This window comes from Rhodococcus sp. ARC_M12, assembly GCF_022810385.1.
Classification (GTDB): domain Bacteria; phylum Actinomycetota; class Actinomycetes; order Mycobacteriales; family Mycobacteriaceae; genus Rhodococcoides; species Rhodococcoides navarretei.
On the sequence record NZ_JALGQI010000001.1, the window covers coordinates 574,358 to 600,003 of the forward strand.

26 protein-coding genes are annotated in these 25,646 nt (G+C 64.8%); 10 read left to right on the forward strand and 16 right to left on the reverse strand.

Going from position 1 to position 25,646, the window contains the following annotated elements; translation table 11 throughout:
* Positions 1 to 59: 59 nt before the first annotated feature.
* From MTX35_RS02675 to MTX35_RS02685, 3 genes are read right to left on the reverse strand one after another with little or no spacing between them, the layout of a single operon-like run.
* Entirely contained in the window at positions 60 to 839 is a 780-nt protein-coding gene (locus MTX35_RS02675) for an enoyl-CoA hydratase/isomerase family protein (RefSeq protein ID WP_243593452.1), read from the reverse strand.
* Positions 840 to 850: 11 nt separating this feature from the next.
* Positions 851 to 1,681, reverse strand: coding sequence for an NUDIX hydrolase (locus MTX35_RS02680; RefSeq protein WP_243593453.1), 831 nt, complete (start codon positions 1,679 to 1,681; stop codon positions 851 to 853).
* Between the two features lie 48 nt (positions 1,682 to 1,729).
* Positions 1,730 to 2,572 carry an ABC transporter ATP-binding protein gene (locus tag MTX35_RS02685; RefSeq protein ID WP_243593454.1) on the reverse strand — a complete coding sequence of 281 codons (843 nt, stop codon included), beginning with the start codon at positions 2,570 to 2,572 and terminating at the stop codon, positions 1,730 to 1,732.
* A 73-nt stretch (positions 2,573 to 2,645) separates the two neighbouring features.
* On the opposite strand from MTX35_RS02685, the gene glgX reads away from it, so the two are divergent.
* The gene (gene glgX / locus MTX35_RS02690; protein ID WP_243593633.1) at positions 2,646 to 4,769 is read left to right on the forward strand and encodes a glycogen debranching protein GlgX; all 2,124 of its coding nucleotides are present in this window, start codon (positions 2,646 to 2,648) and stop codon (positions 4,767 to 4,769) included.
* Positions 4,770 to 5,435: 666 nt separating this feature from the next.
* Here the strand turns inward: glgX and MTX35_RS02700 are convergent.
* The 3 genes from MTX35_RS02700 to ctaD all read right to left on the reverse strand — a co-directional run bounded on the left by MTX35_RS02700 (position 5,436) and on the right by ctaD (position 9,373).
* On the reverse strand, positions 5,436 to 6,200 hold the full coding sequence (locus tag MTX35_RS02700) for a peptidyl-tRNA hydrolase (RefSeq protein WP_374230229.1): 765 nt from the start codon (positions 6,198 to 6,200) through the stop codon (positions 5,436 to 5,438).
* 11 nt (positions 6,201 to 6,211) lie between these two features.
* The gene (serB, locus tag MTX35_RS02705) at positions 6,212 to 7,438 is read right to left on the reverse strand and encodes a phosphoserine phosphatase SerB (protein ID WP_243593456.1); all 1,227 of its coding nucleotides are present in this window, start codon (positions 7,436 to 7,438) and stop codon (positions 6,212 to 6,214) included.
* A gap of 144 nt (positions 7,439 to 7,582) precedes the next feature.
* Positions 7,583 to 9,373, reverse strand: coding sequence for a cytochrome c oxidase subunit I (gene ctaD / locus MTX35_RS02710; protein WP_243593457.1), 1,791 nt, complete (start codon positions 9,371 to 9,373; stop codon positions 7,583 to 7,585).
* A gap of 302 nt (positions 9,374 to 9,675) precedes the next feature.
* Between ctaD and MTX35_RS02715 the strand changes: the two genes are divergently transcribed.
* The 4 genes from MTX35_RS02715 (at position 9,676) to MTX35_RS02730 (ending at position 12,456) form a co-directional block, all read left to right on the forward strand.
* A complete protein-coding gene (locus MTX35_RS02715) occupies positions 9,676 to 10,761 on the forward strand; it encodes an ABC transporter substrate-binding protein (protein WP_374230230.1) in 1,086 nt (361 codons plus the stop codon).
* Positions 10,762 to 10,765: 4 nt separating this feature from the next.
* Positions 10,766 to 11,239 (forward strand): NUDIX domain-containing protein, encoded by a 474-nt coding sequence (locus tag MTX35_RS02720; RefSeq protein WP_243593459.1) that lies wholly within the window; start codon positions 10,766 to 10,768, stop codon positions 11,237 to 11,239.
* A 98-nt stretch (positions 11,240 to 11,337) separates the two neighbouring features.
* The gene (locus MTX35_RS02725) at positions 11,338 to 12,255 is read left to right on the forward strand and encodes an SPFH domain-containing protein (RefSeq protein WP_243593460.1); all 918 of its coding nucleotides are present in this window, start codon (positions 11,338 to 11,340) and stop codon (positions 12,253 to 12,255) included.
* 3 nt (positions 12,256 to 12,258) lie between these two features.
* The gene (locus tag MTX35_RS02730; protein WP_243593461.1) at positions 12,259 to 12,456 is read left to right on the forward strand and encodes a hypothetical protein; all 198 of its coding nucleotides are present in this window, start codon (positions 12,259 to 12,261) and stop codon (positions 12,454 to 12,456) included.
* Between the two features lie 24 nt (positions 12,457 to 12,480).
* On the opposite strand, the gene nrdF is transcribed toward MTX35_RS02730, so the two are convergent.
* The 7 genes from nrdF to MTX35_RS02765 form a co-directional block, all read right to left on the reverse strand.
* Positions 12,481 to 13,446, reverse strand: coding sequence for a class 1b ribonucleoside-diphosphate reductase subunit beta (nrdF, locus tag MTX35_RS02735; RefSeq protein ID WP_008717549.1), 966 nt, complete (start codon positions 13,444 to 13,446; stop codon positions 12,481 to 12,483).
* Positions 13,447 to 13,607: 161 nt separating this feature from the next.
* Positions 13,608 to 15,002, reverse strand: a complete 1,395-nt coding sequence (locus MTX35_RS02740; protein WP_243593462.1) for a DUF2252 domain-containing protein — start codon at positions 15,000 to 15,002, stop codon at positions 13,608 to 13,610.
* A gap of 69 nt (positions 15,003 to 15,071) precedes the next feature.
* Positions 15,072 to 17,234, reverse strand: a complete 2,163-nt coding sequence (gene nrdE, locus MTX35_RS02745; RefSeq protein WP_374230219.1) for a class 1b ribonucleoside-diphosphate reductase subunit alpha — start codon at positions 17,232 to 17,234, stop codon at positions 15,072 to 15,074.
* A 36-nt stretch (positions 17,235 to 17,270) separates the two neighbouring features.
* Positions 17,271 to 17,732 (reverse strand): class Ib ribonucleoside-diphosphate reductase assembly flavoprotein NrdI, encoded by a 462-nt coding sequence (gene nrdI / locus MTX35_RS02750; protein WP_243593463.1) that lies wholly within the window; start codon positions 17,730 to 17,732, stop codon positions 17,271 to 17,273.
* A gap of 24 nt (positions 17,733 to 17,756) precedes the next feature.
* Positions 17,757 to 17,990: a redoxin NrdH gene (locus MTX35_RS02755; protein WP_243593464.1), complete on the reverse strand. Its 234-nt coding sequence runs from the start codon at positions 17,988 to 17,990 to the stop codon at positions 17,757 to 17,759.
* A gap of 408 nt (positions 17,991 to 18,398) precedes the next feature.
* Entirely contained in the window at positions 18,399 to 18,521 is a 123-nt protein-coding gene (gene ykgO / locus MTX35_RS02760) for a type B 50S ribosomal protein L36 (RefSeq protein ID WP_243593465.1), read from the reverse strand.
* A gap of 42 nt (positions 18,522 to 18,563) precedes the next feature.
* Positions 18,564 to 19,130: an NAD(P)H-dependent oxidoreductase gene (locus MTX35_RS02765; protein ID WP_243593466.1), complete on the reverse strand. Its 567-nt coding sequence runs from the start codon at positions 19,128 to 19,130 to the stop codon at positions 18,564 to 18,566.
* 106 nt (positions 19,131 to 19,236) lie between these two features.
* On the opposite strand from MTX35_RS02765, the gene MTX35_RS02770 reads away from it, so the two are divergent.
* Positions 19,237 to 19,836, forward strand: coding sequence for a TetR/AcrR family transcriptional regulator (locus MTX35_RS02770; RefSeq protein ID WP_243593467.1), 600 nt, complete (start codon positions 19,237 to 19,239; stop codon positions 19,834 to 19,836).
* 7 nt (positions 19,837 to 19,843) lie between these two features.
* Here MTX35_RS02770 and MTX35_RS02775 read toward each other — a convergent pair whose 3' ends face one another.
* Complete coding sequence (locus MTX35_RS02775) at positions 19,844 to 20,674, reverse strand: fructosamine kinase family protein (RefSeq protein WP_279395534.1); 831 nt, start codon at positions 20,672 to 20,674, stop codon at positions 19,844 to 19,846.
* A gap of 12 nt (positions 20,675 to 20,686) precedes the next feature.
* Here MTX35_RS02775 and nadE point away from each other — a divergent pair, with 12 nt between their 5' ends.
* Entirely contained in the window at positions 20,687 to 21,532 is an 846-nt protein-coding gene (nadE, locus tag MTX35_RS02780) for an ammonia-dependent NAD(+) synthetase (RefSeq protein WP_243593469.1), read from the forward strand.
* A 33-nt stretch (positions 21,533 to 21,565) separates the two neighbouring features.
* On the opposite strand, the gene MTX35_RS02785 is transcribed toward nadE, so the two are convergent.
* Both MTX35_RS02785 and moaA read right to left on the reverse strand, forming a co-directional pair.
* Positions 21,566 to 21,820: a MoaD/ThiS family protein gene (locus tag MTX35_RS02785; protein ID WP_243593470.1), complete on the reverse strand. Its 255-nt coding sequence runs from the start codon at positions 21,818 to 21,820 to the stop codon at positions 21,566 to 21,568.
* A complete protein-coding gene (moaA, locus tag MTX35_RS02790) occupies positions 21,813 to 22,895 on the reverse strand; it encodes a GTP 3',8-cyclase MoaA (protein WP_374230220.1) in 1,083 nt (360 codons plus the stop codon). Before moaA ends, MTX35_RS02785 begins: the two co-directional genes overlap by 8 nt.
* A 147-nt stretch (positions 22,896 to 23,042) precedes the next feature.
* Between moaA and glp the strand changes: the two genes are divergently transcribed.
* From glp to MTX35_RS02805, 3 genes are read left to right on the forward strand one after another with little or no spacing between them, the layout of a single operon-like run.
* Complete coding sequence (glp, locus tag MTX35_RS02795) at positions 23,043 to 24,233, forward strand: gephyrin-like molybdotransferase Glp (protein ID WP_243593471.1); 1,191 nt, start codon at positions 23,043 to 23,045, stop codon at positions 24,231 to 24,233.
* The gene (gene moaCB / locus MTX35_RS02800; protein ID WP_243593472.1) at positions 24,221 to 25,240 is read left to right on the forward strand and encodes a bifunctional molybdenum cofactor biosynthesis protein MoaC/MoaB; all 1,020 of its coding nucleotides are present in this window, start codon (positions 24,221 to 24,223) and stop codon (positions 25,238 to 25,240) included. The genes glp and moaCB overlap by 13 nt, the downstream gene beginning before the upstream one ends.
* The gene (locus MTX35_RS02805) at positions 25,233 to 25,646 is read left to right on the forward strand and encodes a molybdenum cofactor biosynthesis protein MoaE (protein ID WP_243593473.1); all 414 of its coding nucleotides are present in this window, start codon (positions 25,233 to 25,235) and stop codon (positions 25,644 to 25,646) included. The genes moaCB and MTX35_RS02805 overlap by 8 nt, the downstream gene beginning before the upstream one ends.

Genomic DNA, 25,646 nt, shown 5'->3' on the forward strand with positions numbered 1-25,646 from the left:
CAGGCGAGCCTACTATCCAGTAGCTGTGGAACAACTTTTCTCTGTGGACGGCTGCCGAATCACCGTCCGGAGAAGGTCGCCTTGCCCGGGCCGTCGGCCACGAAGGACGTCATCCCGATGGTGCGATCCTCGGTGGCGAACAGGGCCGCGAACTGCTGAGCCTCGATGCGGAGTCCAGTGGTGAGGTCGACGTCGAGTCCCTGATCGATCGACGCTTTCGCCGCGGCGAGTGCCCGCGACGCGCCCGCGGTGAACTGCATCGCCCAGGCGCGGGCGGCGTTGTAGACCTCGTCCGGCGCCACCACCTCGTCCACCAATCCGATGCGCAGCGCTTCCTCGGCACCGACGAAGCGGCCGGTGAAGACCATGTCCTTCGCACGGCTCGGGCCGACCAACCGAGCCAGCCGCTGCGTTCCGCCGCCGCCGGGGATGACACCGAGCAGCACCTCGGGAACGCCGAACTTCGCGTTGTCGCCGGCGATCCGACGGTCCGCACCCAGGGCGACCTCCAGCCCACCCCCGAGTGCGTATCCGGTCACGGCCGCAACCACGGGCTTGGGAATGGTGCTGAGCGAGCCGAGGGCGGACTGCAGATCTCCGGCGATCTCGGCCATCTCCGACGCGGACATGGCCACCATCTCCTTGATATCGGCACCGGCGGCGAAGACTTTCTCGCCGCCGTAGACGATGACTGCCTTGACTTCGGCATTCACCGTTGCCTCGCGGGCCGCTGCGCGGATTTCCTCCTGCACCTGCCGATTCAACGCATTCATCGGTGGGCGATCGAGGCGGATGGTGCCGATGCCGTCGGATACTTCGAGATTCACGAACTCAGCCATGGGCCGAAAGGCTACCGGGCGTCGTGCCTGCGATCGGACCAGGGATGTCGCGTTCCGGCGTAATAGGCCTCGTCGCCGTCGAAGAACACTCGTACGGTGCCGTCCTCGCGGGTCAATACAGGAAGGACCGGGGTTATCTCGCGTTCGTCCGCGACGACCTCCGCGACGGTGTCGAACCGAGACAGGGCATCCAACTGGCTCCAGGTCGGCGGCAGCAGGATCGTGTGTCCCGAGCGCCAATCCGCCAGTGCCTCGCCGGTCGAGCGCCAGCTGACCGACGCCGCCTCGCTGGTCTCACCGTCCGCATTCTGTCCCTCGGGCAGCACGGCGACGAAGAACCGGGTGTCGTACCGTCGCGCTTCGCCGACCGGAGTGATCCAGTGCGACCACGGCCGCAGCAGATCCGATCGCAGGACGAGGTCGTGTGCGGTGAGAAATTCGGCGAACGACAGCTCACGACGCTCGAGACGGCCCCGCTCCGCAGCGAACGGAGAAGTGTCGGCAACCACGGAATCCGGCGTCGAGCCGGCCAACAGGACGCCGCACTCCTCGAACGTCTCGCGCGCCGCAGCACACACCAGGGCCTGCGCCTTGCCCTCGTCGGTTCCGAAGCGTTCGGCCCACCACGACGGCGGCGGACCTGCCCAGCGGACGTCCGCTGCCGCGTCGGAGAGGTCGACGCCGCCACCGGGGAACACGGTCATGCCACCCGCGAACGCCATTCCGCCGACTCGTTCGAGAAGAAACACTTCGATCTCGGGACGTGAACGCCCGTCCCGAATCAAGATGACCGTCGAGGCATCACGCGCTGGGACGAGATCGGCAGCACTCTTCGAGCTCATATCGGCAAGGTACCGCTGCGCAGCGCGGCGGGACCCGGCGGTACGTCGCTAGCGACGGTGCGCGCCGGCAGCGCGAGTGCGGCGGGCGAAGAACCGACCGTCGACGCGATCGAGTGCGATCGACTGACTGAACGCCTCGGTCAGATTCTCGGCGGTGACGACGTCGTCCACCAGGCCCTGTGCCACCACTCCGCCTTCCTTGAGCAGCAACGCGTGACTGAACCCCGGCGGGATCTCTTCCACGTGATGGGTGATCAGCACGGTGGCGGGGGAATCCGGGTCGGCGGCGATGTCGGCCAGCCGAGCCACCAATTCCTCACGACCGCCGAGGTCGAGGCCCGCAGCAGGCTCGTCGAGCAGCAGAAGTTCGGGGTCGGTCATCAACGCACGCGCAATGAGAACCCTTTTGCGTTCGCCTTCCGAGAGGGTGCCGTACGTGCGAGATGCGAGATGCTCGGCACCGAGACTCTCGAGCATCTCCACAGCGCGTTCGGTGTCGACGGCGTCGTACTTCTCGCGCCACCGCCCCAGCACGGAGTATCCGGCGGAAACGACCAGATCGGACACGAGTTCGTCGGCCGGAATGCGATGGGCCAACGAGGACGACGACAACCCGATCCGCGGCCGAAGTTCGGCGACGTCCGCTTTGCCCATCACCTCACCGAGAACATGGGCGATACCCGACGTCGGATGGATCTCGGCCGCTGCGATGCGCAGCAACGACGTCTTTCCGGCACCGTTCGGGCCGAGGACGACCCAGCGTTCGTCCAGTTCCACCTTCCAGGTGACGGGCCCCACCAAGGTCACGCCGCCGCGGCGAACGACGACGTCGGTGAAATCTACGAGCAGGTCGGGATCCGGTTCAGACACGACGCCTATCTTCCCGCACATCGCCCCTGCATTCACGGCAGGATGTGCACGCGTGTCGCTCAATCACGATCTACCCGCCAGTGCCCACCGGACCGTGGACGAGGAATCGGGCTCCAATCCACCGGGACCACCGTTCCCCCTCGGTGCCACGGCGTTGTCGACTGGCACTCAATTTGCAGTCCACGCGCCCGAGGCCGAGGGCGTCGAAGTGTGCCTGATCGATCCGGACGGCGGCGAACGGCGAGTAGAGCTGACCACCCGCACTTTCGGGGTTCGGCACGCATTCGTTCCCGGAGTCGAGCCCGGGGACAGATACGGCTTCCGCGCCCATGGCCGGTGGGATCCGCATTCCGGGCGTCGATTCAACGGTGCGAAAATTCTGCTCGACCCCTCCGCCCGTCGGATCAGCGGAGAATTCGGCGACCCGTCGGCTCTGTTGGCCTACGAGGACGATCCGTTCGGGGCGCCGAGCACTCGGGATTCGCTCGGGCACCTCCCCCTCGCCGTGGTGTGCGCACCGCTTGCCCGCGGCGGTCGACCGGCGCGCCCGTCCGTGCCCTGGGACCGAACCGTTCTCTACGAGCTGCACGTGGGGTCGTTCACTGCTCGTCATCCGGACGTACCCGACCATCTTCGCGGTACGTACCTGGGACTCGCGCAACCCGCGGTGCTCGAACATCTCGCTCGCATCGGCGTCACCTCGGTCGAGTTGCTGCCCGTACACACCACATTCACCGAACCCGGTGTACGCGCACGAGGCATGCGCAACCACTGGGGTTACTCGACGGGCGCGTACTTCGCTCCGGATCCGCGTTTCGCCGCTGTCCGCGGGGAGGAGGTCGACGAATTTCGCACCATGGTCGACGCGTTGCACACCGCGGGAATCGAAGTGATTCTCGACGTCGTCTACAACCACACGTGCGAATCCGCAGTCGACGGCCCGTCGATCAGCTGGCGTGGACTCGACGCACCCGGTTACTACCTGCTCGACGGACGTGGCTCGGACGTCGATCTGACCGGCTGCGGCAACACTCTCGACTCCGCGTCGCCCGCGGTCGTGCGGATGGTGTGCGACAGCCTCCGATACTGGGTCGAGGACATGGGTGTGGACGGCTTCCGGTTCGACCTCGCCAGCACGCTCGGCCGGCCGGGCGGATGGCGATTCGATTCTCGCGCACCGCTGTTGACCGCCATTGCCACCGATCCGGTGCTGACGCAACGGAAACTGATCGCGGAGCCGTGGGATGCCACCGGTGCCGGCTATCAGGTCGGCAACTTCGGAGTGGCGTGGTCGGAATGGAACGATCGTTACCGCGACACGGTACGAAACTTCTGGGCCGGCCACCATGGCGTCCGTGAACTCGCCTCGCGGCTCGCCGGTTCCGAGGATCTGTTCGCGAGCAGCGGCCGACTGCCGTGGGCGTCGATCAATTTCGTCACCGCGCACGACGGCTTCACCGCCCGCGATCTCGTGTCCTACGAGGGCAAGCACAACGAGGCCAACGGCGAGGAGAACAGAGACGGAACAGACAACAACTCGTCGGTCAATCACGGCATCGAGGGGCAGACCGATGACCCGTCGATACTGGACGCCCGAGGACGCCATGTGCGCGCCCTACTGGCCACGCTCACGCTCTCCACCGGAACGCCGATGTTGCTCGCCGGCGACGAACTGGGACACAGCCAGGGCGGCAACAACAATGCCTACTGCGTTCCCGAGAATGCTCCGGTGGCCGACGCGTGGGCAATCGACTGGGACACCGCGGATCAGAACATGATTCGCTTCGTGGGCCGACTGCTCCGTGTCCGAGCGAGTGCTCCGACACTGCGTCAGCAGGAGTTCTTCACCGGGCGAGCGACGCCGACCGGTCGCCCCGATCTGGTCTGGTTCGATTCTGCCGGAGTCGAATTCGACACCGACCGATGGAACGACGATTCGGTGCGCACCATCCAGGCCTGGGTCGACGGTTCCGACGTCCGCTCCTATGCGTCCGACGGCGGGCAGGTCGAGGATGCCAGTTCGCTTCTCGTCCTGCATTCCGGCGGACCGGCCGAGATCACGTTGGCGTGCCCGAGTTGGTCGTCCTCGCGATTCGTACCGGTGCTCGATTCCTCGTGCGTGGACGGAGTCCCGTCGAATACCACTGCGCTGGAGCCCGGTTCGACGATATCGGTGACCGGATCGACGGTCCTGGTACTGCGTAGCGCGGGCAGGTGAGTCATGAACAACTGCACGAGCGGACCGACTCCCAGCGCGTAGAGAATCGTCCCGAGACCCAGCGTTCCACCGAGCAACCACCCGGTGAGGACCACTGTCGACTCGATTCCGGTGCGGGTGAGCCGAATCGACCAACCGGTCCTCGCCACCAGGCCGGTCATCAACCCGTCTCGCGGACCCGGGCCCATGCCTGCACCGATGTACAGCGCGGTCGCGAACGCGTTGATCACGATTCCCGACACCATCGCCACCGTTCTGATCGGGAGCCCGTCGAGGTGCGGCAACATCGCCGACGTCGCGTCCACGGCGACGGCAATCACTACCACGTTGCTCACGGTGCCCAGGCCCGGACGCTGCCGCAGCGGGATCCACATCAGCAGCACCGCCACCCCCGTGATGGCGGTGATGGTCCCGAAGCTGAGCGAGAGGTGGCTTTCGAGACCTTGGTGGAAGACATCCCACGGGTTGACGCCGAGCCCACCGGCGATCATCAAGGACATCGACGCCCCGTACAGCCAGAGCCCCACGTAGAGGGCAGCCAACCGAGCAGGAAGCCGACGACCGGCGAGGACACGCAGTGGTGAGGTCAACATCCTTCCAGTCTCGGGCCTACTGGATACCTTCGGCATAGCCAATACTGAGACAGTGGACCCCGCCCATCTCCGATCACGGGACCGCGATCACTGTCGTGGAGCCGGGTGCCACTTCGGTGAAGCCCGCATCCCGCACCGCCACGGCACGTCCGGCCCGAACGTCGTCCAGTACCCGTCTCCACTGTTCCGGGCTCGCAGCTCGGACCGAACATGCGAAACCCGACGCCGCCCACTCGCGGCATTCCTCCGTGCTCATCGCACCGGCCAGCAGCATCGACGCGTGCCCCACCTGAGCCGCTGCCTTGCCCACGGTCATCGACAGGGAGGCGTCGATCCACAGCACGGGGCCGGGCGAGACCGAAGGTTCGTCCTCGGTCGACACGTCCGTCCCCCCGATTTGCAGCCGCTTGATCCGCGGATCGAGATCACCGACCCGACCGGGCACGAAGGCGCGTGCCGACGCTCCCCCGACGTCGACCGTGACACCCGGAACTTCCTGCGCCGCACGCCACTGCGCACCGCGTGCGCGGCGGGCAACTTTTCGGATGCGAGCCGAAGTCCACTCGGTGAAGGCCTCGTGCCATGACGCGCCGACGCCCACTCGTGGGTCCAGGCACAGCGCAACGGTTGCTCTGGCCGCTGCCTCGAGCAACTCGCTCCGCAGCGGCGGATCGACTTTGGGGATGTGCAGGACCAACGGCATGGCCAGGACCTGTGAGGGATCTTCCGGATCTTCGGCCCCGCCGTACCCCCGAGCGAGCTCGGCGTGGCGCGAGGGGAACGTGTTGTCCGCAGAGAATTGCTCGGCCGTCACCTCGTGCGGTGAATCGCCGGTCATGGGATCGCCGGTCATGGGATCGGGACGCGGCGGACTCCCCCGTCGACTGCGTCCGCAGCTTCGATCTCGTTCCGGGTGACGCCGAGGATGAACAGAACCGCGTCCAGATAGGGATGCGAGATGGCGGTGTCGGCAATTTCGCGCAACGCAGGCTTGGCGTTGAAGGCAACCCCGAGGCCCGCAGCAGTGAGCATGTCGATGTCGTTCGCTCCGTCGCCGACGGCCACGGTCTGCTCCATCGGCACTCCCGACAGTGCTGCGAACTCACGCAGAGCGGTCGCTTTGGCGGCTCGGTCGACCACTTCGCCGATGACCCGGCCGGTGAGCTTGCCGTCGACGATCTCCAGGGTGTTCGCCTTGACGTAGTCGAGTTCGAGTTCGTGAGCGAGTCCTTCGATGACCTGCCGAAACCCGCCGGATACGACTCCGCAGGCGAATCCGAGGCGGCGGAGGGTGCGGACGGTCGTCCGAGCTCCCGCGGTCAGCTCCAGGCTCTCGCCCACTTCGTCGATGACGGATTCGTCGAGTCCGGCCAACACGGCGACCCGCTGCTCGAGCGACTCGGCGAAGTCGATCTCACCGCGCATGGCAGCTTCGGTGACCGCACGTACCTCGTCCTCGCGCCCGGCGCGGGCAGCCAACATTTCGATGACCTCACCCTGAACCAGCGTCGAGTCGACATCGAACACGATGAGCCGTTTCGATCGACGCGCGATGCCGGCCCTCTCCACGGCGATGTCCACACCGATTCCTGCTGCGATGGCTGCCAGTCCCGCACGGAGCTGCAGATCGGCATCCGGTGAGCTGTCGGTTGCGGTCACTTGCAATTCGAGGCCCGTCACCGGGTAGTCGGCAATTCCTCGTATGGAGTCGATGTTCGCAGCCTGGCGGGCCAGCTCGCGTGAGATGGTGCTGAACGCTCGCGCGGTCACCGGTCGACCGAGAACGACGACGACGTGGGTCGCCAGGCTGCGGCCACCGTTCTGCGCAGCGCCGATTTCGACGTCCACGTGGACACCGACCGTCGCCATGGCGTCCTCCAGCTCCTCCTGCAAGGCTTCGGGATCGCGCGGACAGGTCAGCAGAACACCGAGGGTCAATCTGCCGCGAATGACCACCTGCTCCACGTCGACCAGGCTCACGTCGTGCCGAGACAGTGCGGCGAACAGCACCGATGTGACGCCCGGCTTGTCGGGTCCAGTCACCGTCACCAGCACTGTGGTGTCGCTCGAAGTCACCGAATCTCCCTTTCGCGCACGGCCAGCGGCCGGATAGGTCTTCGTGTCACCTGTCGTGGACGAGCGAGCCCGAACACGCCACGAGATTGTCGCAAGCGAAGAGCCCCACCCGGTAGCCGGGAGGGGCTCTCGCTGTGCTGTGGACTACTTGGGGTCCGGGTCTCCGGACCCTTCGTGATCGCTGGTGGCGATCGGAGCCCGGCGGGCCTGTTCGAGGACTGCGGTGGTCTTACCGCCGTGCGCTCCCGGCCCGACATGCGCTTCCGCGCGCATCCGTTCGACCATGTGCGGGTAGTGCAACTCGAACGCCGGACGCTCGGAACGGATCCGAGGCAGTTCGGTGAAGTTGTGTCGCGGCGGCGGGCACGAGGTTGCCCACTCCAGCGAGTTGCCGTAGCCCCACGGATCGTCGACGGTGACGACCTCGCCGTAGCGGTAGGACTTGAACACGTTCCACACGAACGGCAGGGTCGAGGCCCCGAGAATGAAGGCACCGATCGTGGAGATGATGTTCAACTCGGTGAACCCGTCCGAGGGAAGGTAGTCGGCGTAGCGACGCGGCATACCCTCGTTTCCGAGCCAGTGCTGCACCAGGAAGGTGGCGTGGAATCCGAAGAACGTCAGCCAGAAGTGCCACTTGCCCAGAGCCTCGTCCATCATCCGGCCCGTCATCTTCGGGAACCAGAAGTAGATGCCCGCGTATGTCGCGAACACCACGGTGCCGAACACGACGTAGTGGAAGTGGGCGACGACAAAGTAGGTGTCGGTGACCTGGAAGTCGATGGGCGGCGATGCCAGCAGAACACCGGTCAGTCCGCCGAAGACGAAGGTGATCAAGAACCCGATCGAGAACAGCATCGGCGTTTCCAGTGTCACCTGGCCTCGCCACATCGTGCCGACCCAGTTGAAGATCTTCACACCCGTCGGCACCGCGATCAGGAACGTCATGAAGGAGAAGAACGGCAGCAACACGGCGCCCGTGGCGTACATGTGGTGCGCCCACACCGCGATCGAGAGCGCGGCGATCGCAATCGTCGCGTAGATGAGACCCGAGTAGCCGAAGATCGGCTTGCGGGAGAAGACCGGGAACACCTCGGAGACGATGCCGAAGAACGGAAGCGCGATGATGTACACCTCGGGGTGACCGAAGAACCAGAACAGGTGCTGCCACAGCAGCACTCCACCGGTCGCCGGATCGAACAGGTGCGCACCCAGGTGGCGGTCGGCCGCCAGACCCAGCAGCGCTGCGGTCAACAGCGGGAACGCGAGCAGGATCAGGATGGACGTCACCAGGATGTTCCAGGTGAAGATCGGCATCCGGAACATCGTCATACCGGGGGCGCGCAGGCAGATCACGGTGGTGATCATGTTGACGCCACCGAGGATGGTGCCGAGACCGGCGACGGCGAGGCCCATGATCCACAGGTCCGCTCCCACACCGGGCGAATGCAGTGCCGAGGTGAGCGGGGTGTAGGCGGTCCAACCGAAGTCGGCAGCACCGCCGGGAGTGATGAAGCCGGCCGTGGTGATCAATGCACCGAACAGGTAGAGCCAGTACGAGAACGCGTTCAGTCGCGGGAATGCGACGTCGGGTGCGCCGATCTGCAGCGGCAGGATGTAGTTCGCAAATCCGAACACGATCGGCGTCGCGTACAGCAGCAGCATGATGGTGCCGTGCATGGTGAACAGCTGGTTGTACTGCTCGTTCGACAGGAACTGCATTCCCGGTACGGCCAACTCGGCGCGCATCAACAGCGCCATGAGTCCACCGACGAGGAAGAACGCGAACGATGTCGCGATGTACATGATTCCCAACACCTTGGGATCGGTCGTCGTCACTGCTTTGTGCAGGAACGACCCCTTCGGTCCCGTTCTCGGCGGGAACGGCCGAGCAGCATCCACCGCGGGAGCGGGTCTAGGCGCTAGGGCAGTCACAGATCCTCCTGATCGCGCGTCCGACCCCGAACCACAGGGCGACGTCATCTAGTCGTGCGCTCCTCGAATCGTAGACCGTCGGACCGACGCTTGCCGAACCGGTCCTACCGTGTGTCGTATTGGACCCGATCGAGCGGGCCCGAATCACGCGATCCGCCTGCGCTGTCGGCCTTTCCGGTACCCCCGGCAACGCTGCGAGCGTCGCCTGTTTCGAGGGCTCGACGGCGTCGGTTCCGGTGTTCTGCGGCGGCCGCCTTCCGATACTGTGTGAGACCACCCGACCCGTCGAAGGAAGTTCCGCGTTGCCACTCCACCCGCGAGTCCCCCGTTCGTGTGCGCCGCGCAGAATCGGCACCCTCGCCGCCGTCTGCCTGACCGGAGCTGTGGCGCTGGTCGGCTGCTCCGACTCCGAGGCACTGGACGACGCGTCCACCATCGTCCGCACGACGACGAACATCGCCGGTGCCGGTGTGGTCGGCAACAACCGGGACACCGTCGGCCTGTGCCCCGAACTCGCACCACTCGACCGAACCGGCGTCGAGGGCGACACCCGACCCGTGGGGCATGCCGAGGGCATCAGCACCATTCCGGCCGACCCGCAGCGCATCGTCGTGCTCGACGCCGCAGGCCTGGACGCGAGCTGCACGGTCGGAATCTGGGAGCGTGTCGTGGGGGCGGCCACGATCGACCCCGATTTTCGCGGCGACGGAGACCAGCCGCTGTACCTGGGCACCGGATTGGCGTCCGTCCCGTCCGTCGGCCCGGTCGGCGCACCCGACATCGATGCGATCACCGCGCTCGACCCCGATCTGATTCTGGGAGCCGATTCTCTCGGATCCGATACCTACGACACCCTGACGGCCATCGCGCCGACGGTGTTCACCGCAACCGAGCAGGGATGGAAGGACACCTTCCTGCAGTCCGCCGCAGCGCTGGGTCGCGGCCAGTCGGGATTCGATGCACTCGCGGCGTTCTCCGCGGATGCCGAACGGGTCGGTCGTGAGATCGACGCATCTCAGACGCAGGCGTCGGTCCTCCGATTCGATGCGGACTCCATCGAGGTGGACGGACCGAACTCGTTCGCGGGCCAGGTGCTCGGCGAAGTCGGTGTCGGGCGGCCCCAGGTCCAACGCGACGGCACGTTCTCGGTCGAGTCGGACGACCTGTCTTCGACGGAAGGCGACATCGTCTACGTCCAATTCGCGGGCCCCGACGGTGAGGCCTTCGGGCGCGAGGTGATGGACAGCGACGCATGGCATGCCCTCGGCTCGGTCACCGACGGCCGAGTCTTCGCCGTGAACGACACAGTGTGGTCGGGCAGCGGCGTCGTCGCCGCACGGGCCATCCTGGACGATCTGTCCGCTTCTCTGAACGCCTACGTCTCCTGACGCGATGCCCATTCCCGAGTTCGTCCGCGCCCTGCGCAGTGTCGTCGGCACGTCACCGCTGTGGCTGTCCGGCGTCAGCGCCGTCGTCCTCGACGACAACGGGCGCGTGCTGCTGACCCTGCGCGCGGACAACAACACCTGGGCCGTCGTGTCCGGAATCCTCGAACCCGGCGAGGAGCCTGCACCGGCCGCCCTGCGCGAGATCGGCGAGGAGACCGGAGTGGACGCCACGATCGTGCGGCTGACGAGTGTCGACGTGACGGAGCCGATCACCTACCCCAACGGCGACGTCGCGCAGTACCTGGACATCACGTTCCTCGCTCGATACACCGGAGGCACCCCACACGTCGCCGACGACGAAAACCTCGACGTCGCCTGGTTCGCACTCGATGCCCTGCCGGAAAACCTCACGGCCACTTCGCGATTGCGAATCGACAAGGCCATTGCCGGCGAGCCGTCAGCGTGGTTCCGGCGCTGACTCGACCGCCCAATACGAGTGCCCGATGTCAACGATCCAGTGCTCGCCGATACTAAATGTGATATCACTTTAGTATCACCATCGAGAGGGAGGTTCTCATGTCCGCACCCGCAACCGTCGCCGAGAAGCCGACGGGCACCCCGACCACCACCATTGCCGAGCGGCCGGGATGGGACCTGCCCGGCTGGTCGATGCTCGGCATCGGCCTCGCACTGTTCCTCGGCGGAATCGCCGCGTTCGCGCTCGGGCTCGTGTTCACCGTGGTCGGACTCATCGTGGCCGGCGTCGTGCTGTTCGTGCTGTCGCTGCCCGCACTCATGGGTCTGACGCTGGTGCAACCGAATCAGGCTCGCGTTCTTCAGCTTCTCGGGAGTTCGTACAGCGGCACCCTGCGGACGCCGGGGCTGCGCTGGACCAATCCGTTGACGTATCGCAGGGCCATCTCGACGCGAATCCGCAACCACGAGACCGGACAATCGAAAGTCAACGACGCCGACGGCAACCCGATCGAGATCTCCGCCATCGTCGTCTGGCAGGTTGCCGATACCGCACTGGCATCGTTCCAGGTCGATGACTACGAGGAGTTCGTCGCCGTCCAGACCGAGTCCGCCGTCCGGCACATCGCCGGCAGCTACCCGTACGACGCCGAAGGGCGAATGTCGTTGCGGGAGAACGCCGACGAGATCACCGCCGCCATGTCGGAGGAGGTGCACGCACGGGTTCGTTCGGCCGGTGTCGAGGTGATCGAAACAAGAATCAACCGTCTGGCCTATGCCCCGGAGATCGCCCAGGCCATGTTGCGGCGTCAGCAGGCCGGGGCGGTCATCGCGGCCCGACAGCAGATCGTCGAAGGTGCCGTCGGAATGGTGGAGATGGCACTCGGGAAGCTGGAGGAGAAGCACGTCGTCGAGCTCGACGAGGAGCGCAAGGCCACGATGGTGTCGAATCTGCTCGTGGTGCTGTGCAGCGACCGCGACACGCAACCTGTCGTCAACACCGGATCGCTGTATCAGTGAGCCATGGCAGTCGAACGTAAGAAGATTCTGCTGCGGTTGGACCCAGCGGTGCACGACGCCCTCGCCCGCTGGGCCTCCGACGAGCTGCGGAGCACCAACGCTCAGATCGAGTTCTTGTTGCGACGCGCCCTGAGCGAGAAGGGCCGAATGCCCAAGGACGCAGAGGACATTCGCGCGCCGGGACGCCCACCGAAAGAGTGAGCGTCCCGACGCGCGGACGAATCTCTAGAAGTCCCAGTCCTCGTCTTCGGTGTTGACGGCCTTGCCGATCACGTACGAGGAGCCCGAACCGGAGAAGAAGTCGTGATTCTCGTCGGCGTTGGGTGAGAGCGCCGACAGGATCGCCGGGTTGACGTCCGTCTCGTCCTTGGGGAACAGGCCCTCGTAACCGAGGTTGTTCAGTGCTTTGTTGGCGTTGTAGCGCAGGAACTTCTTGACGTCCTCGGTCAGGCCGATCTCGTCGTAGAGGTCCTGGGTGTACTCGACCTCGTTGTCGTACAGCTCGAACAGCAACTCGAACGTGTAGTTCTTGAGCTCCTCGCGCTGCGCCTCGCTGACCTTCTCGAGACCCTTCTGATACTTGTAGCCGATGTAGTACCCGTGCACGGCCTCGTCGCGGATGATCAAACGGATCAGGTCCGCGGTGTTGGTGAGCTTGGCCCGCGAGGACCAGTACATGGGCAGGTAGAAGCCGGAGTAGAACAGGAACGACTCGAGCAGCGTCGACGCGACCTTGCGCTTGAGCGGATCGTCACCGTGGTAGAAGTTCAGGACGATCTCGGCTTTGCGCTGGAGGTTGACGTTCTCCTCGGACCAGCGGAATGCATCGTCGATATCGCGGGTGGAGCTGAGGGTGGAGAAGATGGAACTGTAGCTCTTGGCGTGCACCGACTCCATGAACGCGATGTTGGTGTACACCGCTTCCTCGTGGGGCGTGATGGCATCCGGGATGAGGCTGACGGCGCCGACGGTGCCCTGGATGGTGTCGAGCAGCGTCAACCCGGTGAACACCCGCATCGTCAGCTGCTTCTCGACGGCGGTCAGCGTTGCCCACGACGGGATGTCGTTGGATACCGGCACCTTCTCGGGCAACCAGAAATTACTGGTGAGACGCTCCCAGACTTCGGAGTCCTTGTCGTCCTGGACCCGATTCCAGTTGATCGCGGAGACGCGATCGATGAGCTTTACCATGGGTGCCTACCTACAGGTCGATGAGCGAGAAGTGAGGACGGAGCTACGTGAAACTTCGCTGACAGGAACACTACCCGTTGTGTCCGACAGTTCCGGGAGGCACTACAAAGTGTGCCCGGAGTGTTGCCGCGAGGAACGACCGGAATCTCGCGAGTCACCGGTCACCACCCCACCGAGCACGGGACCGTTCCGGCCTCGATGGCACCGACCAGTTGCGCGTGATCGCGCTCGTTCTGATCGGCATAGGCGTGGGCGAACTCCACCATCGCCCGATCGACCTTGTCTCCGCGACCGAGGTAGTCGGCTATCGCGTCTGCGTCACCACTTCGAGCGTGTGCCCGTGCGAGGACCTCGCCGCATGCCGTGGCGAACTCGGTGAGGTACGGCCCGATGATCTCGCCGTCGGGAATGACCTTCATGTCGCGGAACTGCCGAACGTAGAAGTTCAGGTCCCCCACCGATGTCCACCCGACGAACATGTCGGTGGCGCTCTGCAGCATTCGCTGCCCGCTGACCACCCGGGCACCGTGATTGTCGTACGCGCTCGGTTCGAGAAACTTCTCGAACACCGACGGCCCTGCCTGCTTGATCTGCAGGAAGAACGGATCGCGAGTCCGCCGTTCCTCCAACAGGGCCAGATAGACCCGCATTCCGACACTCCCGACGCCGACAACCTGCCGAACGACGTCGAGGACTCGAAATCTGGACAGCAGACTCCAGATGTGGTCGTCGACGGACTCGCTGTAACCGGCGATCACCGCTTGCACCAGCTCGATCTGGGAATCCCCCACGTGAGTGCGAAAAGGTGCGTCCTCGCGAATTCGTCGACGCCCGTCCCTCGTCTCGGTGAACTTGCGGGACGCACCACGACTGGTACGGCGCTCGGCTTTCGTTTCGATGAGCTTCTCGGCGTGGCGCGCGATGCCCGAGGAGAAATGCCCGAGCAGTCCGGCGACGTCGATGCGGTCGTACCAGATGTCGATCTCGGGAATGTTCGCGTACGCCCGCATCTTTCGGCAATATGCCGCCGTCATCTCGGCAACCGCACGATCGGAACGCGACGAGGCCACACCGTTCTCGCGTCCGAGAACCACGAGGGAGGTGGCAAGTCGTTTGAGATCCCACTCGAACGGGCCCGGCAGAGTTTCGTCGAAATCACGGAGGTCGAAATAGAGGTTTCGTTCCGGCGTCGCCCACAATCCGAAGTTCAAGACGTGAGCGTCACCGCACAACTGCACCTCGATGCCGGTGTGCGGGGTCGACGCGAGGTCCGCGGCCATCACGGCGGCGGCACCGCGAAAATATGTCCATGGAGATGCGGACATCCGGGCGTACCGGATGGGCAGCAACTCCTGAACTCGTATCGCGTTCTGCGCAAGAACTGTCTCGAGCGCATCGTGGACGCGCGTGTCGGGATCCCACGCCGCCAATCCGCGGCGAGGTACCCGACGGCGAGCATGTCGACCGCGCGGCGACGGCTCGGAAGGAACCGAGTCCTTCCGAGCCATAGTCACGTCGACGTCGGATTCGACCTCGCCGTCCGCTTCGGTGCCCATACCTGATTATGGTCCGCATCGCGCTCTGACATCACGGTATCGCCACAGGTCGACCGACCGAATCGGCTGCTACAGCATGCAGGAGACGCAACCCTCGACTTCAGTGCCCTCGAGGGCCAACTGGCGCAGGCGGATGTAGTAGAGCGTCTTGATGCCCTTGCGCCATGCGTAGATCTGCGCGCGGTTGATATCGCGGGTCGTTGCCGTGTCCTTGAAGAACAGCGTCAACGACAGGCCCTGATCGACGTGTTGCGTTGCGGCAGCGTAGGTGTCGATGATCTTCTCGTACCCGATCTCGTACGCATCCTGGTAGTAATCCAGGTTGTCGTTGTCGAGATACGGTGCCGGGTAGTAGACGCGACCGATCTTGCCTTCCTTGCGAATCTCGATCTTCGACGCCACCGGGTGAATCGACGAGGTGGAGTTGTTGATGTACGAGATGGAACCGGTCGGCGGGACGGCCTGCAGGTTCTGGTTGTAGATTCCGTACTCCTGCACCGACGCCTTCAGCGCGGCCCAGTCGGCCTGTGTCGGGATGGCGACGTCGGAGTCGGCGAACAACTTCGCCACCTTGGATGTGGCCGGCTCCCAGACCTGGTCGGTGTACTTGTCGAAGAATTCGCCCGACGCGTACTTGGAATCCGGGAAGCCCTTGAAGTACTGGCCACGAGCCTTGGCCAGCTGATTCGAGGCCTGCAGCGCATGGAACAGCACCGTGTAGAAGTAGATGTTGGTGAAGTCGATTCCCTCGGTCGAGCCGTAGTGGATGCGCTCGCGGGCGAGGTAGCCGTGCAGGTTCATCTGCCCGAGACCGATTGCGTGCGAATCGTTGTTGCCCTGCTCGATCGACGGCACCGAGAAGATGTGGGTCTGATCCGACACTGCGGTCAGACCACGGATCGCCACCGCGATCGTCTTACCGAAATCGGGTGAATCCATCGTCTTCGCGATGTTCAGCGAGCCCAGGTTGCACGAGATGTCCTTGCCCACATGACTGTAGGAGAGGTCGTCGTTGAACGTCGACGGCGTCGAGACCTGCAGGATCTCCGAGCACAGGTTGGAGTGAGTGATCTTGCCCTTCACCGGGTTCGCACGATTGACGGTGTCCTCGTACATGATGTACGGGTAACCGGACTCGAACTGCAGCTCGGCAAGAGTCTGGAAGAACTCGCGCGACTTGATCTTCGTCTTGCGGATCCGCTTGTCGTCGACCATCTCGTAGTACTTCTCGGAGACGTCGATGTCGGCGAACGGCACGCCGTAGATCCGCTCGACGTCGTACGGCGAGAAGAGGTACATGTCCTCGTTCTTCTTCGCCAACTCGAACGTGATGTCGGGGATGACGATTCCGAGCGAGAGCGTCTTGATTCGGATCTTCTCGTCCGCGTTCTCGCGCTTGGTGTCGAGGAACTTGTACACGTCGGGGTGGTGGGCGTGCAGGTACACCGCACCCGCGCCCTGACGCGCACCGAGTTGGTTGGCGTACGAGAACGAATCCTCGAGCAACTTCATGATGGGGATGACACCGGAGGACTGGTTCTCGATGCGCTTGATCGGTGCCCCGGCCTCGCGAATATTGCTCAGCAGCAACGCAACTCCGCCACCGCGCTTGGACAGCTGCAGGGCCGAGTTGATGGAGCGACCGATGGACTCCATGTTGTCCTCGATACGCAGCAGGAAGCAGGACACGGGCTCGCCGCGCTGCTTCTTGCCGGAGTTGAGGAACGTGGGTGTCGCGGGTTGGAAACGGCCGGCGATGATCTCGTCGACCAGATCGGTGGCCAGGGCCTCGTCTCCGGCCGCGAGCGTGAGCGCCACCATGCACACCCGGTCCTCGAAGCGCTCGAGGTAACGCTTGCCGTCGAACGTCTTGAGCGTGTACGAGGTGTAGTACTTGAACGCGCCGAGGAAGGTGGGGAATCGAAACTTCTTCGAGTACGCGTGGTTGATCAGAAACTTGACGAACTCGCGCGAGTACTGGTCCAGAACCTCGGGCTCGTAGTAATTCTCCTCGACGAGGTAGTCCAACTTCTCGTCCAGATCGTGGAAGAACACCGTGTTCTGGTTGACATGCTGCAAAAAGTACTGATTGGCCGCCTCGCGATCCTTCTCGAACTGGATCTCGCCGTTGGGGCCGTAGAGATTGAGCATCGCGTTGAGCGCGTGGTAATCCATATCTCCGTCGCCGCTGACAGTGGGTACGGGTGCTGCGTCGGTGATGGTCGGTGCCACGGCGATGCTCCTACTGGGTATGTGATGTGTGGTGTTCTAGTGCGTGTGGGCAGCGCGTCGGACTTCACGTTCCCAGAAGTCCTCCAGCCCCTCCCGGACCCGCACTACGTCCTCGGGGGTGCCCATCAATTCGAATCGATACAGATACGGGACCGCGCATTTCTGCGAGATGACATCTCCCGCAAAGCAGAAGGAGTCACCGAAGTTGGTGTTTCCGGCTGCGATGACGGCCCGGATCAACGACCGATTGTGCTCGTCGTTGAGAAACTTGATCACTCGTTTGGGGACGTAATTGGTGTCGCGCCCAGCGTAGGTGGTCCCTCCCCCATACGTCGGCACGATGAGAACGTAAGGAGAATGGACACGAAAGGTGCCATCCGGATCACGGAGCGGAATACGCGTCGCTGGAATGTCCAACTTCGATACGAAGCGATGAGTGTTCTCGGACGCGCTGGAAAAGTAGACCAGTGAGTGGGAGGACTGCGGTTGCGAACTCACCGCTCACTCACTTTCTCGTTCTGTTCAAGCAGCGTTCACGGCAAGGGTCTTGATGCGGTCCGGGCGGAAGCCGGACCAGTGATCGTCGCCGGCGACGACGACAGGAGCCTGCAGGTAGCCGAGGGCCATGACGTAGTCACGCGCTTCGGGATCCTGCGAGATGTCGATGACGGAGTACTCGATACCCGCTTTGTCGAGGGCGCGGTAGGTGGCATTGCACTGAACGCAGGCGGGCTTGGTGTAAACGGTGATGCTCATGGTGTCCCTCTTTCCGTTGTCGCCATCGGGTGCACCGACGCGACCGATGTGCTCTGCGTGTAGCACCGAGAACATCTCCCGCTCAGGGCGACTTCGACCTGCTCGAACCCGTCTGTGGAGGTTCTTCGAGTAGTGGCCTCTCGGTCGCTCAAACACTACACCTAGTGTTCGCGATCTGCCTACAACACGAGATGTTGCGAACAACACGCGTGGTATTCGCTGGTCACGGCCTTGCCCGGCCGTGAAACTCGGACGTCATCGGCGTGTCGCAGGTCACATGGGGCGCATGTTGTTCGTCACAACGAGTGGTAGCCGCCGCCGTGACGCTGCCCGATCGCCTCATCCGCTCCTCGACACGACAAGGGCCCCCGAATTCCTCCAGGGGCCCTTCTCGGTGCAACGCACTCGTCAGCGCTGGCGCGCCTTGAATCTCGGTTCCTTCTTGTTGATGACGAACACCGTCCCGTGTCGCCGCACCACCTGCGCACCGGGCTTGTTCTTGAGCGATTTCAACGAGTTTCTCACCTTCATGCAGCAGACTCTACATGAAAACGATTCTCATGACCGACAGAGTCACGCATTCACGAGTTCACCGGAGGCCTTCACCAACTCGGCGACGACGTGGCCGATCTCGCCGGAGACCTCGGCGTTCTCACGCGGGTGCGCCGAGCCGAACTTGTCGATGGTGCCACCGATGGAGAGCTGGACATCCTCGAGAACGGTTCCGCCGGCAATGCGCACGGCCTTGCTGGTGTCCTCGTGTGCCCACTTGGCTCCGTTGCCGCTCGGCGACGCACTGATGACGACGACCGGCTTGCCCACCATGGCACCGGCACCGTACGGGCGGGAGAGCCAGTCGATGGCATTCTTCAGCACGGCCGGGATGGTGCCGTTGTATTCGGGCGTGACCAGCAACAGCGCGGAAGCCTTTTCGGCTGCGGTCCGCAGAGCAAGAGCGGCCGCGGGGACCGATCCCTCGATGTCGATGTCCTCGTTGTAGAAGGGGACATCTCCGAGTCCGTCGTACACCACTACCTCGGCACCGGCGGGAGCCACGGTGACAGCAGTCTCGGCGATCTGCTTGTTCACCGACTCGGCGCGCAAGCTTCCGACGAGAACGAGTACATGAGCGTCTGACATGAGGTTATTCCTTCGCGAAGTTCGGATGACGTGATCGTCGTGTCAATTCCTACCATCCAAACGGACCGTGGTCCATTTATGTTCCCGACAAGGTAGGGTTACGGCTGTGACCGGCCCGATGCTGCCCATAGCGGACGAGGAATCCGAACGGTGCGACGCAGCGCGCAACCGACGGCTGCTCCTCGACGCCGCAACAGATCTGGTGGCGACCGTCGGAGCCGACGCCATCACCATGGACGCAGTGGCCACCAAGGCAGGAGTGGGCAAGGGCACAGTGTTCCGCCGCTTCGGGAACCGGGCCGGGCTGATGCGAGCGCTGCTCGACCACACCGAGAAAAAATTGCAGCAGTCCTTCATGTTCGGCGATCCGCCACTGGGCCCGGGAGCCGACCCCATCGATCGTCTCGTCGCCTTCGGCCGAGCTCGACTCGAGTTCGTCAACGTCCAGGGGGAAGTACTGCGCGCCGCGGAGAGCGCCGACGACGCGCGATATTCCGCCCCGGCCCACATGGTCAACTTCACCCACGTCCTGTCGCTGCTTCGCGCAGCCGAGGTGGACGGGGATCTCGAATTGCTCGCGTACTGGCTCCTCACACCACTCGAAGCCACCCTGGTGTTGCACCAGTACCGAGACCTGGGGATGCCGATGGATCGACTGGCCGACGGTTGGGAAGACTTGGTGCGCAGGGCAACTCGCATTCGCTGAGTCCAGCTCAGAGCCTGTTCACTGCCACGGCCGCGGTGTGCAGAGCAGTGCCGTACGAGCGTCCGTGCCCGGCTGCATGGACGGCGAGCGGACGCAGCTGGTGCAGAGCAGTGCGCTCGCGCCACCCGGCTCGTAGTGGCCACACCGTCTCGTAGCCGTCGACGACAACGTCGAGGTGGGGGCAACCGAACAGCGCCAACATCGCCAGATCGGTCTCTCGATGCCCACCGTGTGCCGCCGGGTCGATCAGCACCACTCCCGCGTCGGTCCAGAACACGTTGCCGTTCCACAGATCACCGTGAATACGGCTCGGCGGCTCTGCATCGTCGAAGTCACCGTCCGCGATGCGCCCGCACACCGATTCCACGATCGCCGCTTCGTCCTGCATGACGGTGCCGGCGTCGACCGCGATTCGCAGAAACGGCAGCACTCGTTCGGCCGCGTAGAACCCTCCCCACGACTTGTGCACGGTGCTGCTCATGGGCCGAGCACCGATGAACAGCTGACCCGAAAAAGCGAGGCCGTCGGCATCCACCGGTGGCGCACCGAACCCGTCGGCTCCGGCGGAATGCGTCGCGGCCAGCGCGCGGCCGAATCGTTCGGCTGCGTCGAGCGTGGGACGGGCCGCGACCAACCGCTCGAGTTCGATGTACGTCCGGCCATGCCCGAGGACTTCGACGACAGGGGCCGACGCCTCGCCGAGCCACCTGAGCCCGGTGGCCTCGGCGGCGTAGAAGTCGGGGTGCGCCTGGGGGTTTCGCTTGACGAAGGTATCGGAGGATCCACTCACGACCACCGACACTACGCACGGCGCGAGATCACAGCCGACCCTCGTCATTAGGATGACGTGATGGGACACATCAACTCGGAATTGCGCACGGGGATCATGCGCGAGCTGGCCGTGCAGTCGACCATCGACCCGATCACGGAGGTCCGCAGGCGAGTGGACTTCCTCAAGGACTACCTCGCGTCGACCCCGGCCTCGGGATTCGTACTCGGCATCAGTGGCGGCCAGGACAGCACGCTCACCGGCAAGCTCGCCCAACAGGCTGCGACGGAGCTCCGAGCCGACGGACACGAGGCCGAGTTCGTCGCTGTTCGCCTCCCCTACGGCGTGCAGGCCGACGAGGACGACGCATCGATCGCGCTGAAATTCATCGATCCCGACCGCACGGTGACGGTGAACATCAAGGACGCTGCCGACGCCGCAGCGGCCGCGACGGCGGACGCGCTGGGAAGTGCCGAAATCCGAGATTTCGTCCGCGGCAACATCAAGGCTCGTCAGCGCATGGTCGCGCAGTACGCCCTCGCCGGCGAACTCGGCTACGTCGTCGTGGGCACCGATCATGCCGCCGAGGCCATCACCGGCTTCTTCACCAAGTTCGGTGACGGCGGGGTCGATCTGACTCCGCTCACCGGCTTGAGCAAGCGTCAGGGTGCGGCGCTGCTGCGCGAACTGGGAGCCCCCGAGAGCACCTGGCGCAAGGTTCCCACCGCCGATCTCGAAGACGATCGACCTGCGCTACCCGACGAGGAAGCGCTCGGCGTGACGTACGAACAGATCGACGACTACCTGGAGGGCAAGGACGTCACCGACGAGATCGCCGACAAGTTGGAGAAGATGTTCCTCGCCACTCGGCACAAGCGCACGGTTCCCGTCACGCCGTTCGACGATTGGTGGAAGAGAAGCAGCTGACTCGGGCCGCCGCAGGTCGGTGGCTGGGTGTGCTCAGCCGCCGGCGAAGGGCGGCAACACGTCGACCCTGCCGCCGATCACGCGGTCGAGATCGCGAGTGAGATCTTCTCCCACCAGGTAGGCCGACACCCGGAGAATCGGTTCCATCGGCGCGCCGTGCCGGGACAGGATCAGCTCTCGCAGGTCTGCGAGGGTGGCCCCGACCGGTACGGTCACGTACTCGGACTCGCAGTGCGACGCGTCGACCGCTGCAGCGAAGTACCGCACCTCCACCTGGGTCTCACCCACCGATAGCTCCCATACTGCGGGCGGGGGGTACGAAGCCCTCGGCGTCGATGCCGTGCCCTGCCCACTTGTTCCACATCGCCCCGCGCCACACGGCCGCCACTTCGTCGTCGGTGGCACCGCCTCGTAACGCCGCGCGCAGATCGGTTTCGTCGTCGCTGAACAGACAGGACCGAATCGTTCCCTCGGCCGTCACCCGTGTGCGGTCACAATCGCCGCAGAACGAGCGCGTGACCGAGGCGATGATGCCGACGGTGGCATCGGTGCCGTCGACACTCCACTCCTCGGCTGGAGCCGACGGATCGGCGCGCCCCACCTCACGCAGGTCGAACGCAGTGGACAGCTCGTCGAGCAACGTCTGGGCATCGATCATGTTCGCGCGCGCCCACTCGTGGTCGGCATCGAGCGGCATCTGTTCGATGAATCGAAGCGCCACCCCTTCGTCGAGACACCAGCGCAGTAGGTCGACTGCACCGGAGAGTGTGTCGCGCATCAGGACCGCATTGACCTTCACCGGACCGATGCCGGCTCGCTTCGCCGCTCTGATGCCCGCCATCACCGACGGCAACCGGTCGCGTCGGGTCAGCCGCGCGAAGTCTTCTCGGTCCACCGAGTCCAAGGACACGTTGACTCGGGTCAAACCGGCATCGGCCAGCGCCCCAGCCCGATGCTCCAGACCGACTGCGTTGGTGGTCATCGACAACGGCACGCCCTGCGCGACGTCGGCGCACAACCGCAGTATCTCGTCGAGGTCGCGGCGCATGAGGGGCTCGCCGCCGGTGAAGCGCACGTCGCGGATACCCAGTTCACGCACGGACACCGACACCACTCGAGCGATCTCGGCCGGAGTGAGCAGGTTCGCGGCAGGAATGGCCGGGAGGCCCTCCTCAGGCATGCAGTAGGTGCAGCGCAGCGAGCACTTCTCCGTGATGGAGATGCGCAGATCCCGGGCCACCCGGCCGAATCGGTCGATCAGGTGCGGAACGTCCGGTCGATCGGACACCGAATTCGCACGCGCTGTGGACCCCGTAGTGCCGAATCCGGGAATGCCCAGTGAGGTGACACTGTCCACCGTCACCTCGTACCTCGCCTTCGTCGAAAATCACGCCTGTCGTTCACGTGTCTACCCAGTATGCCGCAGCCCACACCGGGCGACCGGATCGGCGTGCCTAGGATTGGCACCCATGACGGCTGAGCACACGCGCGCATTCACCGGACCCACGCAGTGAGCGCCGTATCGGTCGAGGAGCATTCCGCCGCGGTCGAGACCGTTCTGGCGGCGCTGGCCACCAGGACCGCGCACCGCATTCCTCTCGCCGACGCGCTGGGGCGCGTGTCGTTCGCAGACGTGCGATCACCGGTGGATCTGCCGTTGTTTCGCAACTCGCAGATGGACGGATACGCGGTCGATTCTCGGTCCGTGGCGAGCGCCCCGGTGACGCTTCCGGTCTCGACGATCATCGCCGCAGGCCCCGTGGACGCGGCGGTCCTGAGCCCGGGCAGCGCTGCGAAGATCATGACCGGCGCACCCATTCCCGACGGAGCCGACGCCATTGTCCCGGTCGAGGACACCACCGTGCACGAAGCCGGGTCCGTGACGATCGAGCGAAGCCGCGCAGCCGGTGAATTCGTCCGTGAACAGGGCAGCGACGTGCGCACCGGAACGGTCCTGGTCGAGGCCGGCCGGGTGTTGGAACCCCGACACATCTCCGTTCTCGCCGCCGTCGGCTTCGGTGAGGTCGACGTACGCTCGCGTCCCCGCGTGGCCGTCGTGACCACCGGTGCCGAACTGGTCGACGCCGGCTCGACGCTGACGCCCGGTCAGATCTACGACTCGAACGGCATCACCCTCGCCGCACACCTGCGCGCCAGCGGCGCCGAGGTGGTCTCCGTCTCGCGCAGCTCCGACGAGCCGAGCCGCTTTCGCGAGATCCTCGACGCCGCAGCGCAATCGGCCGAGATGATCATCACGTCCGGCGGGGTGTCGATGGGCGACTTCGAGGTGGTCAAGGACGTACTCCGGCCACTCGGCGGCAACTTCGGATCGGTACGTATGCAGCCGGGTGGTCCACAGGGCATCACGGTGTTCGACGGCGTTCCTGTGCTCAGCTTTCCCGGCAACCCCGTCAGTACGGTCGTCTCGTACATCATGTTCGCGCGCAACATCGTTCGACGAGCGGCCGGCCTGCCTCCGATTCTCTCGACCACCGCCACCCTGCACGAATCGGTGGTGTCTCCGCCCGGCAGACGACAACTGCTTCGTGGCCGAATGCGTGACGACGGCCGGGTCGAGCTCGTCGCCGGCCCCGGCTCGCACCTGGTCGCCGCCCTGGCGTGGGCCGATGTGCTGATCGACATCGATTCCGCCACAACCGAACTCGCTGCAGGATCCGACGTGGAGGTATGGCCACTGTGACCACCGAGAACCCGCAACCTCACCTGTCTCATCTGGACGATCAGGGCCGCGCCCGCATGGTCGACGTGGCGCACAAGAAGGAAACCTCACGCACCGCCGTCGCCGCCGGCGAGTTCGTCACCACTGCCGAGGTCATCGCTCTCGTGCGCGCGGACGACATGCCCAAAGCCGACGTTCTCGCCACCGCACGCATCGCCGGCATCTCCGCGGCGAAGCGTACGTCGGAGCTGATACCGCTGTGTCACCAGCTCTCACTCTCGTCGGTGAAGATCTCGTTCGGCTTCACCGAGTCGACCATCACGGTCGAGGCAACCGCGCGCACCACCGGACGCACCGGCGTGGAGATGGAAGCACTGACTGCGGTCGCCGTCGCCGGACTGACCCTGCACGACATGGTCAAGGCCGTCGATCCCGGTGCCAGCATGAACGGTGTCCGACTGATCACCAAGGACGGCGGCAAACACGGGCATTGGCAACGGGACGACGCAGAGGACTCCCCCGACTCCGTGGCTGCGCCGATATTCGAGTCCTCACGGTCCGCAGCGGTTCTGGTCGCGTCCACGGGCGGTGCCCGTGGTACTAGGCCGGACACCACCGGCCCCGCCATCGCAGCCTGGCTGACCGATCGGGGCTTCACCGTGCGAGGTCCCCTGGTGTACGCCGACGCCGATATCTCGGCGGGTCTGCACGACGCCCTCGCCGGCGGACCGTCGCTCATCGTCAGCACCGGCGGTACCGGTGTATCCCCGACCGATGCGACCCCCGAGGCCACGGCGGCGCTCCTCGACATCGACATGCCGGGGATCGCCGACGCCATCCGAACCCGCGGAACATCTGCGACACCTCATGCGGTACTCAGCCGCGGTGTCTCGGGTCTGATCGGACGCACGCTCGTAGTCAACCTGCCGGGCTCGCCGGGTGGCGTGAAGGACGGACTCTCCGTTCTCGACCCGCTCCTCGACCATGTGCTGGCCCAGATCGCCGGAGGAGGCCCCCACGATGAGTGAGCTCGTCGCCCGTATCTCGAACGAACCCTTGAGCACTGCCGAAGTAGAGGCGGCGGTGCAGGATTCGCATCACGGCGCTGTTGTTCTGTTCAGCGGAATCGTGCGCGATCACGACGGCGGCCACGCCGTGGAGACTCTGGAATACCGCGCCCACCCCGACGCAGAGCGCTTCCTGAGCCGCTGCTGCTCGGAGGTGTCGGCGGAGACCGGGTTGGTGGTGGCCGCAGTGCATCGAGTCGGCGACCTGCGAGTCGGCGACCTTGCACTCGTTGCGGCCGTCGGCTCGGCTCATCGGGCCGAAGCTTTCGAGGCCTGTGCCCGGCTCGTCGAGCGCATCAAGGCCGAGGTCCCGATCTGGAAGCGTCAGGGATTCGAGGGCGGACGTACCGAGTGGGTCGGGCTCTAG

What these genes read in the sequence shown, in the direction of transcription:
- MTX35_RS02675 (WP_243593452.1), bottom strand. Translation starts at nt 839, where the DNA reads ATGGCTGAGTTCGTGAATCTCGAAGTATCCGACGGCATCGGCACCATC.
- MTX35_RS02680 (WP_243593453.1), bottom strand. Translation starts at nt 1,681, where the DNA reads ATGAGCTCGAAGAGTGCTGCCGATCTCGTCCCAGCGCGTGATGCCTCG.
- MTX35_RS02685 (WP_243593454.1), bottom strand. Translation starts at nt 2,572, where the DNA reads ATGTGCGGGAAGATAGGCGTCGTGTCTGAACCGGATCCCGACCTGCTC.
- MTX35_RS02700 (WP_374230229.1), bottom strand. Translation starts at nt 6,200, where the DNA reads ATGACCGGCGATTCACCGCACGAGGTGACGGCCGAGCAATTCTCTGCG.
- MTX35_RS02720 (WP_243593459.1), top strand. Translation starts at nt 10,766, where the DNA reads ATGCCCATTCCCGAGTTCGTCCGCGCCCTGCGCAGTGTCGTCGGCACG.
- MTX35_RS02725 (WP_243593460.1), top strand. Translation starts at nt 11,338, where the DNA reads ATGTCCGCACCCGCAACCGTCGCCGAGAAGCCGACGGGCACCCCGACC.
- MTX35_RS02730 (WP_243593461.1), top strand. Translation starts at nt 12,259, where the DNA reads ATGGCAGTCGAACGTAAGAAGATTCTGCTGCGGTTGGACCCAGCGGTG.
- nrdF (WP_008717549.1), bottom strand. Translation starts at nt 13,446, where the DNA reads ATGGTAAAGCTCATCGATCGCGTCTCCGCGATCAACTGGAATCGGGTC.
- MTX35_RS02740 (WP_243593462.1), bottom strand. Translation starts at nt 15,002, where the DNA reads ATGGGCACCGAAGCGGACGGCGAGGTCGAATCCGACGTCGACGTGACT.
- MTX35_RS02755 (WP_243593464.1), bottom strand. Translation starts at nt 17,990, where the DNA reads ATGAGCATCACCGTTTACACCAAGCCCGCCTGCGTTCAGTGCAATGCC.
- ykgO (WP_243593465.1), bottom strand. Translation starts at nt 18,521, where the DNA reads ATGAAGGTGAGAAACTCGTTGAAATCGCTCAAGAACAAGCCCGGTGCG.
- MTX35_RS02765 (WP_243593466.1), bottom strand. Translation starts at nt 19,130, where the DNA reads ATGTCAGACGCTCATGTACTCGTTCTCGTCGGAAGCTTGCGCGCCGAG.
- MTX35_RS02775 (WP_279395534.1), bottom strand. Translation starts at nt 20,674, where the DNA reads ATGACGAGGGTCGGCTGTGATCTCGCGCCGTGCGTAGTGTCGGTGGTC.
- nadE (WP_243593469.1), top strand. Translation starts at nt 20,687, where the DNA reads ATGGGACACATCAACTCGGAATTGCGCACGGGGATCATGCGCGAGCTG.
- moaCB (WP_243593472.1), top strand. Translation starts at nt 24,221, where the DNA reads ATGGCCACTGTGACCACCGAGAACCCGCAACCTCACCTGTCTCATCTG.
- MTX35_RS02805 (WP_243593473.1), top strand. Translation starts at nt 25,233, where the DNA reads ATGAGTGAGCTCGTCGCCCGTATCTCGAACGAACCCTTGAGCACTGCC.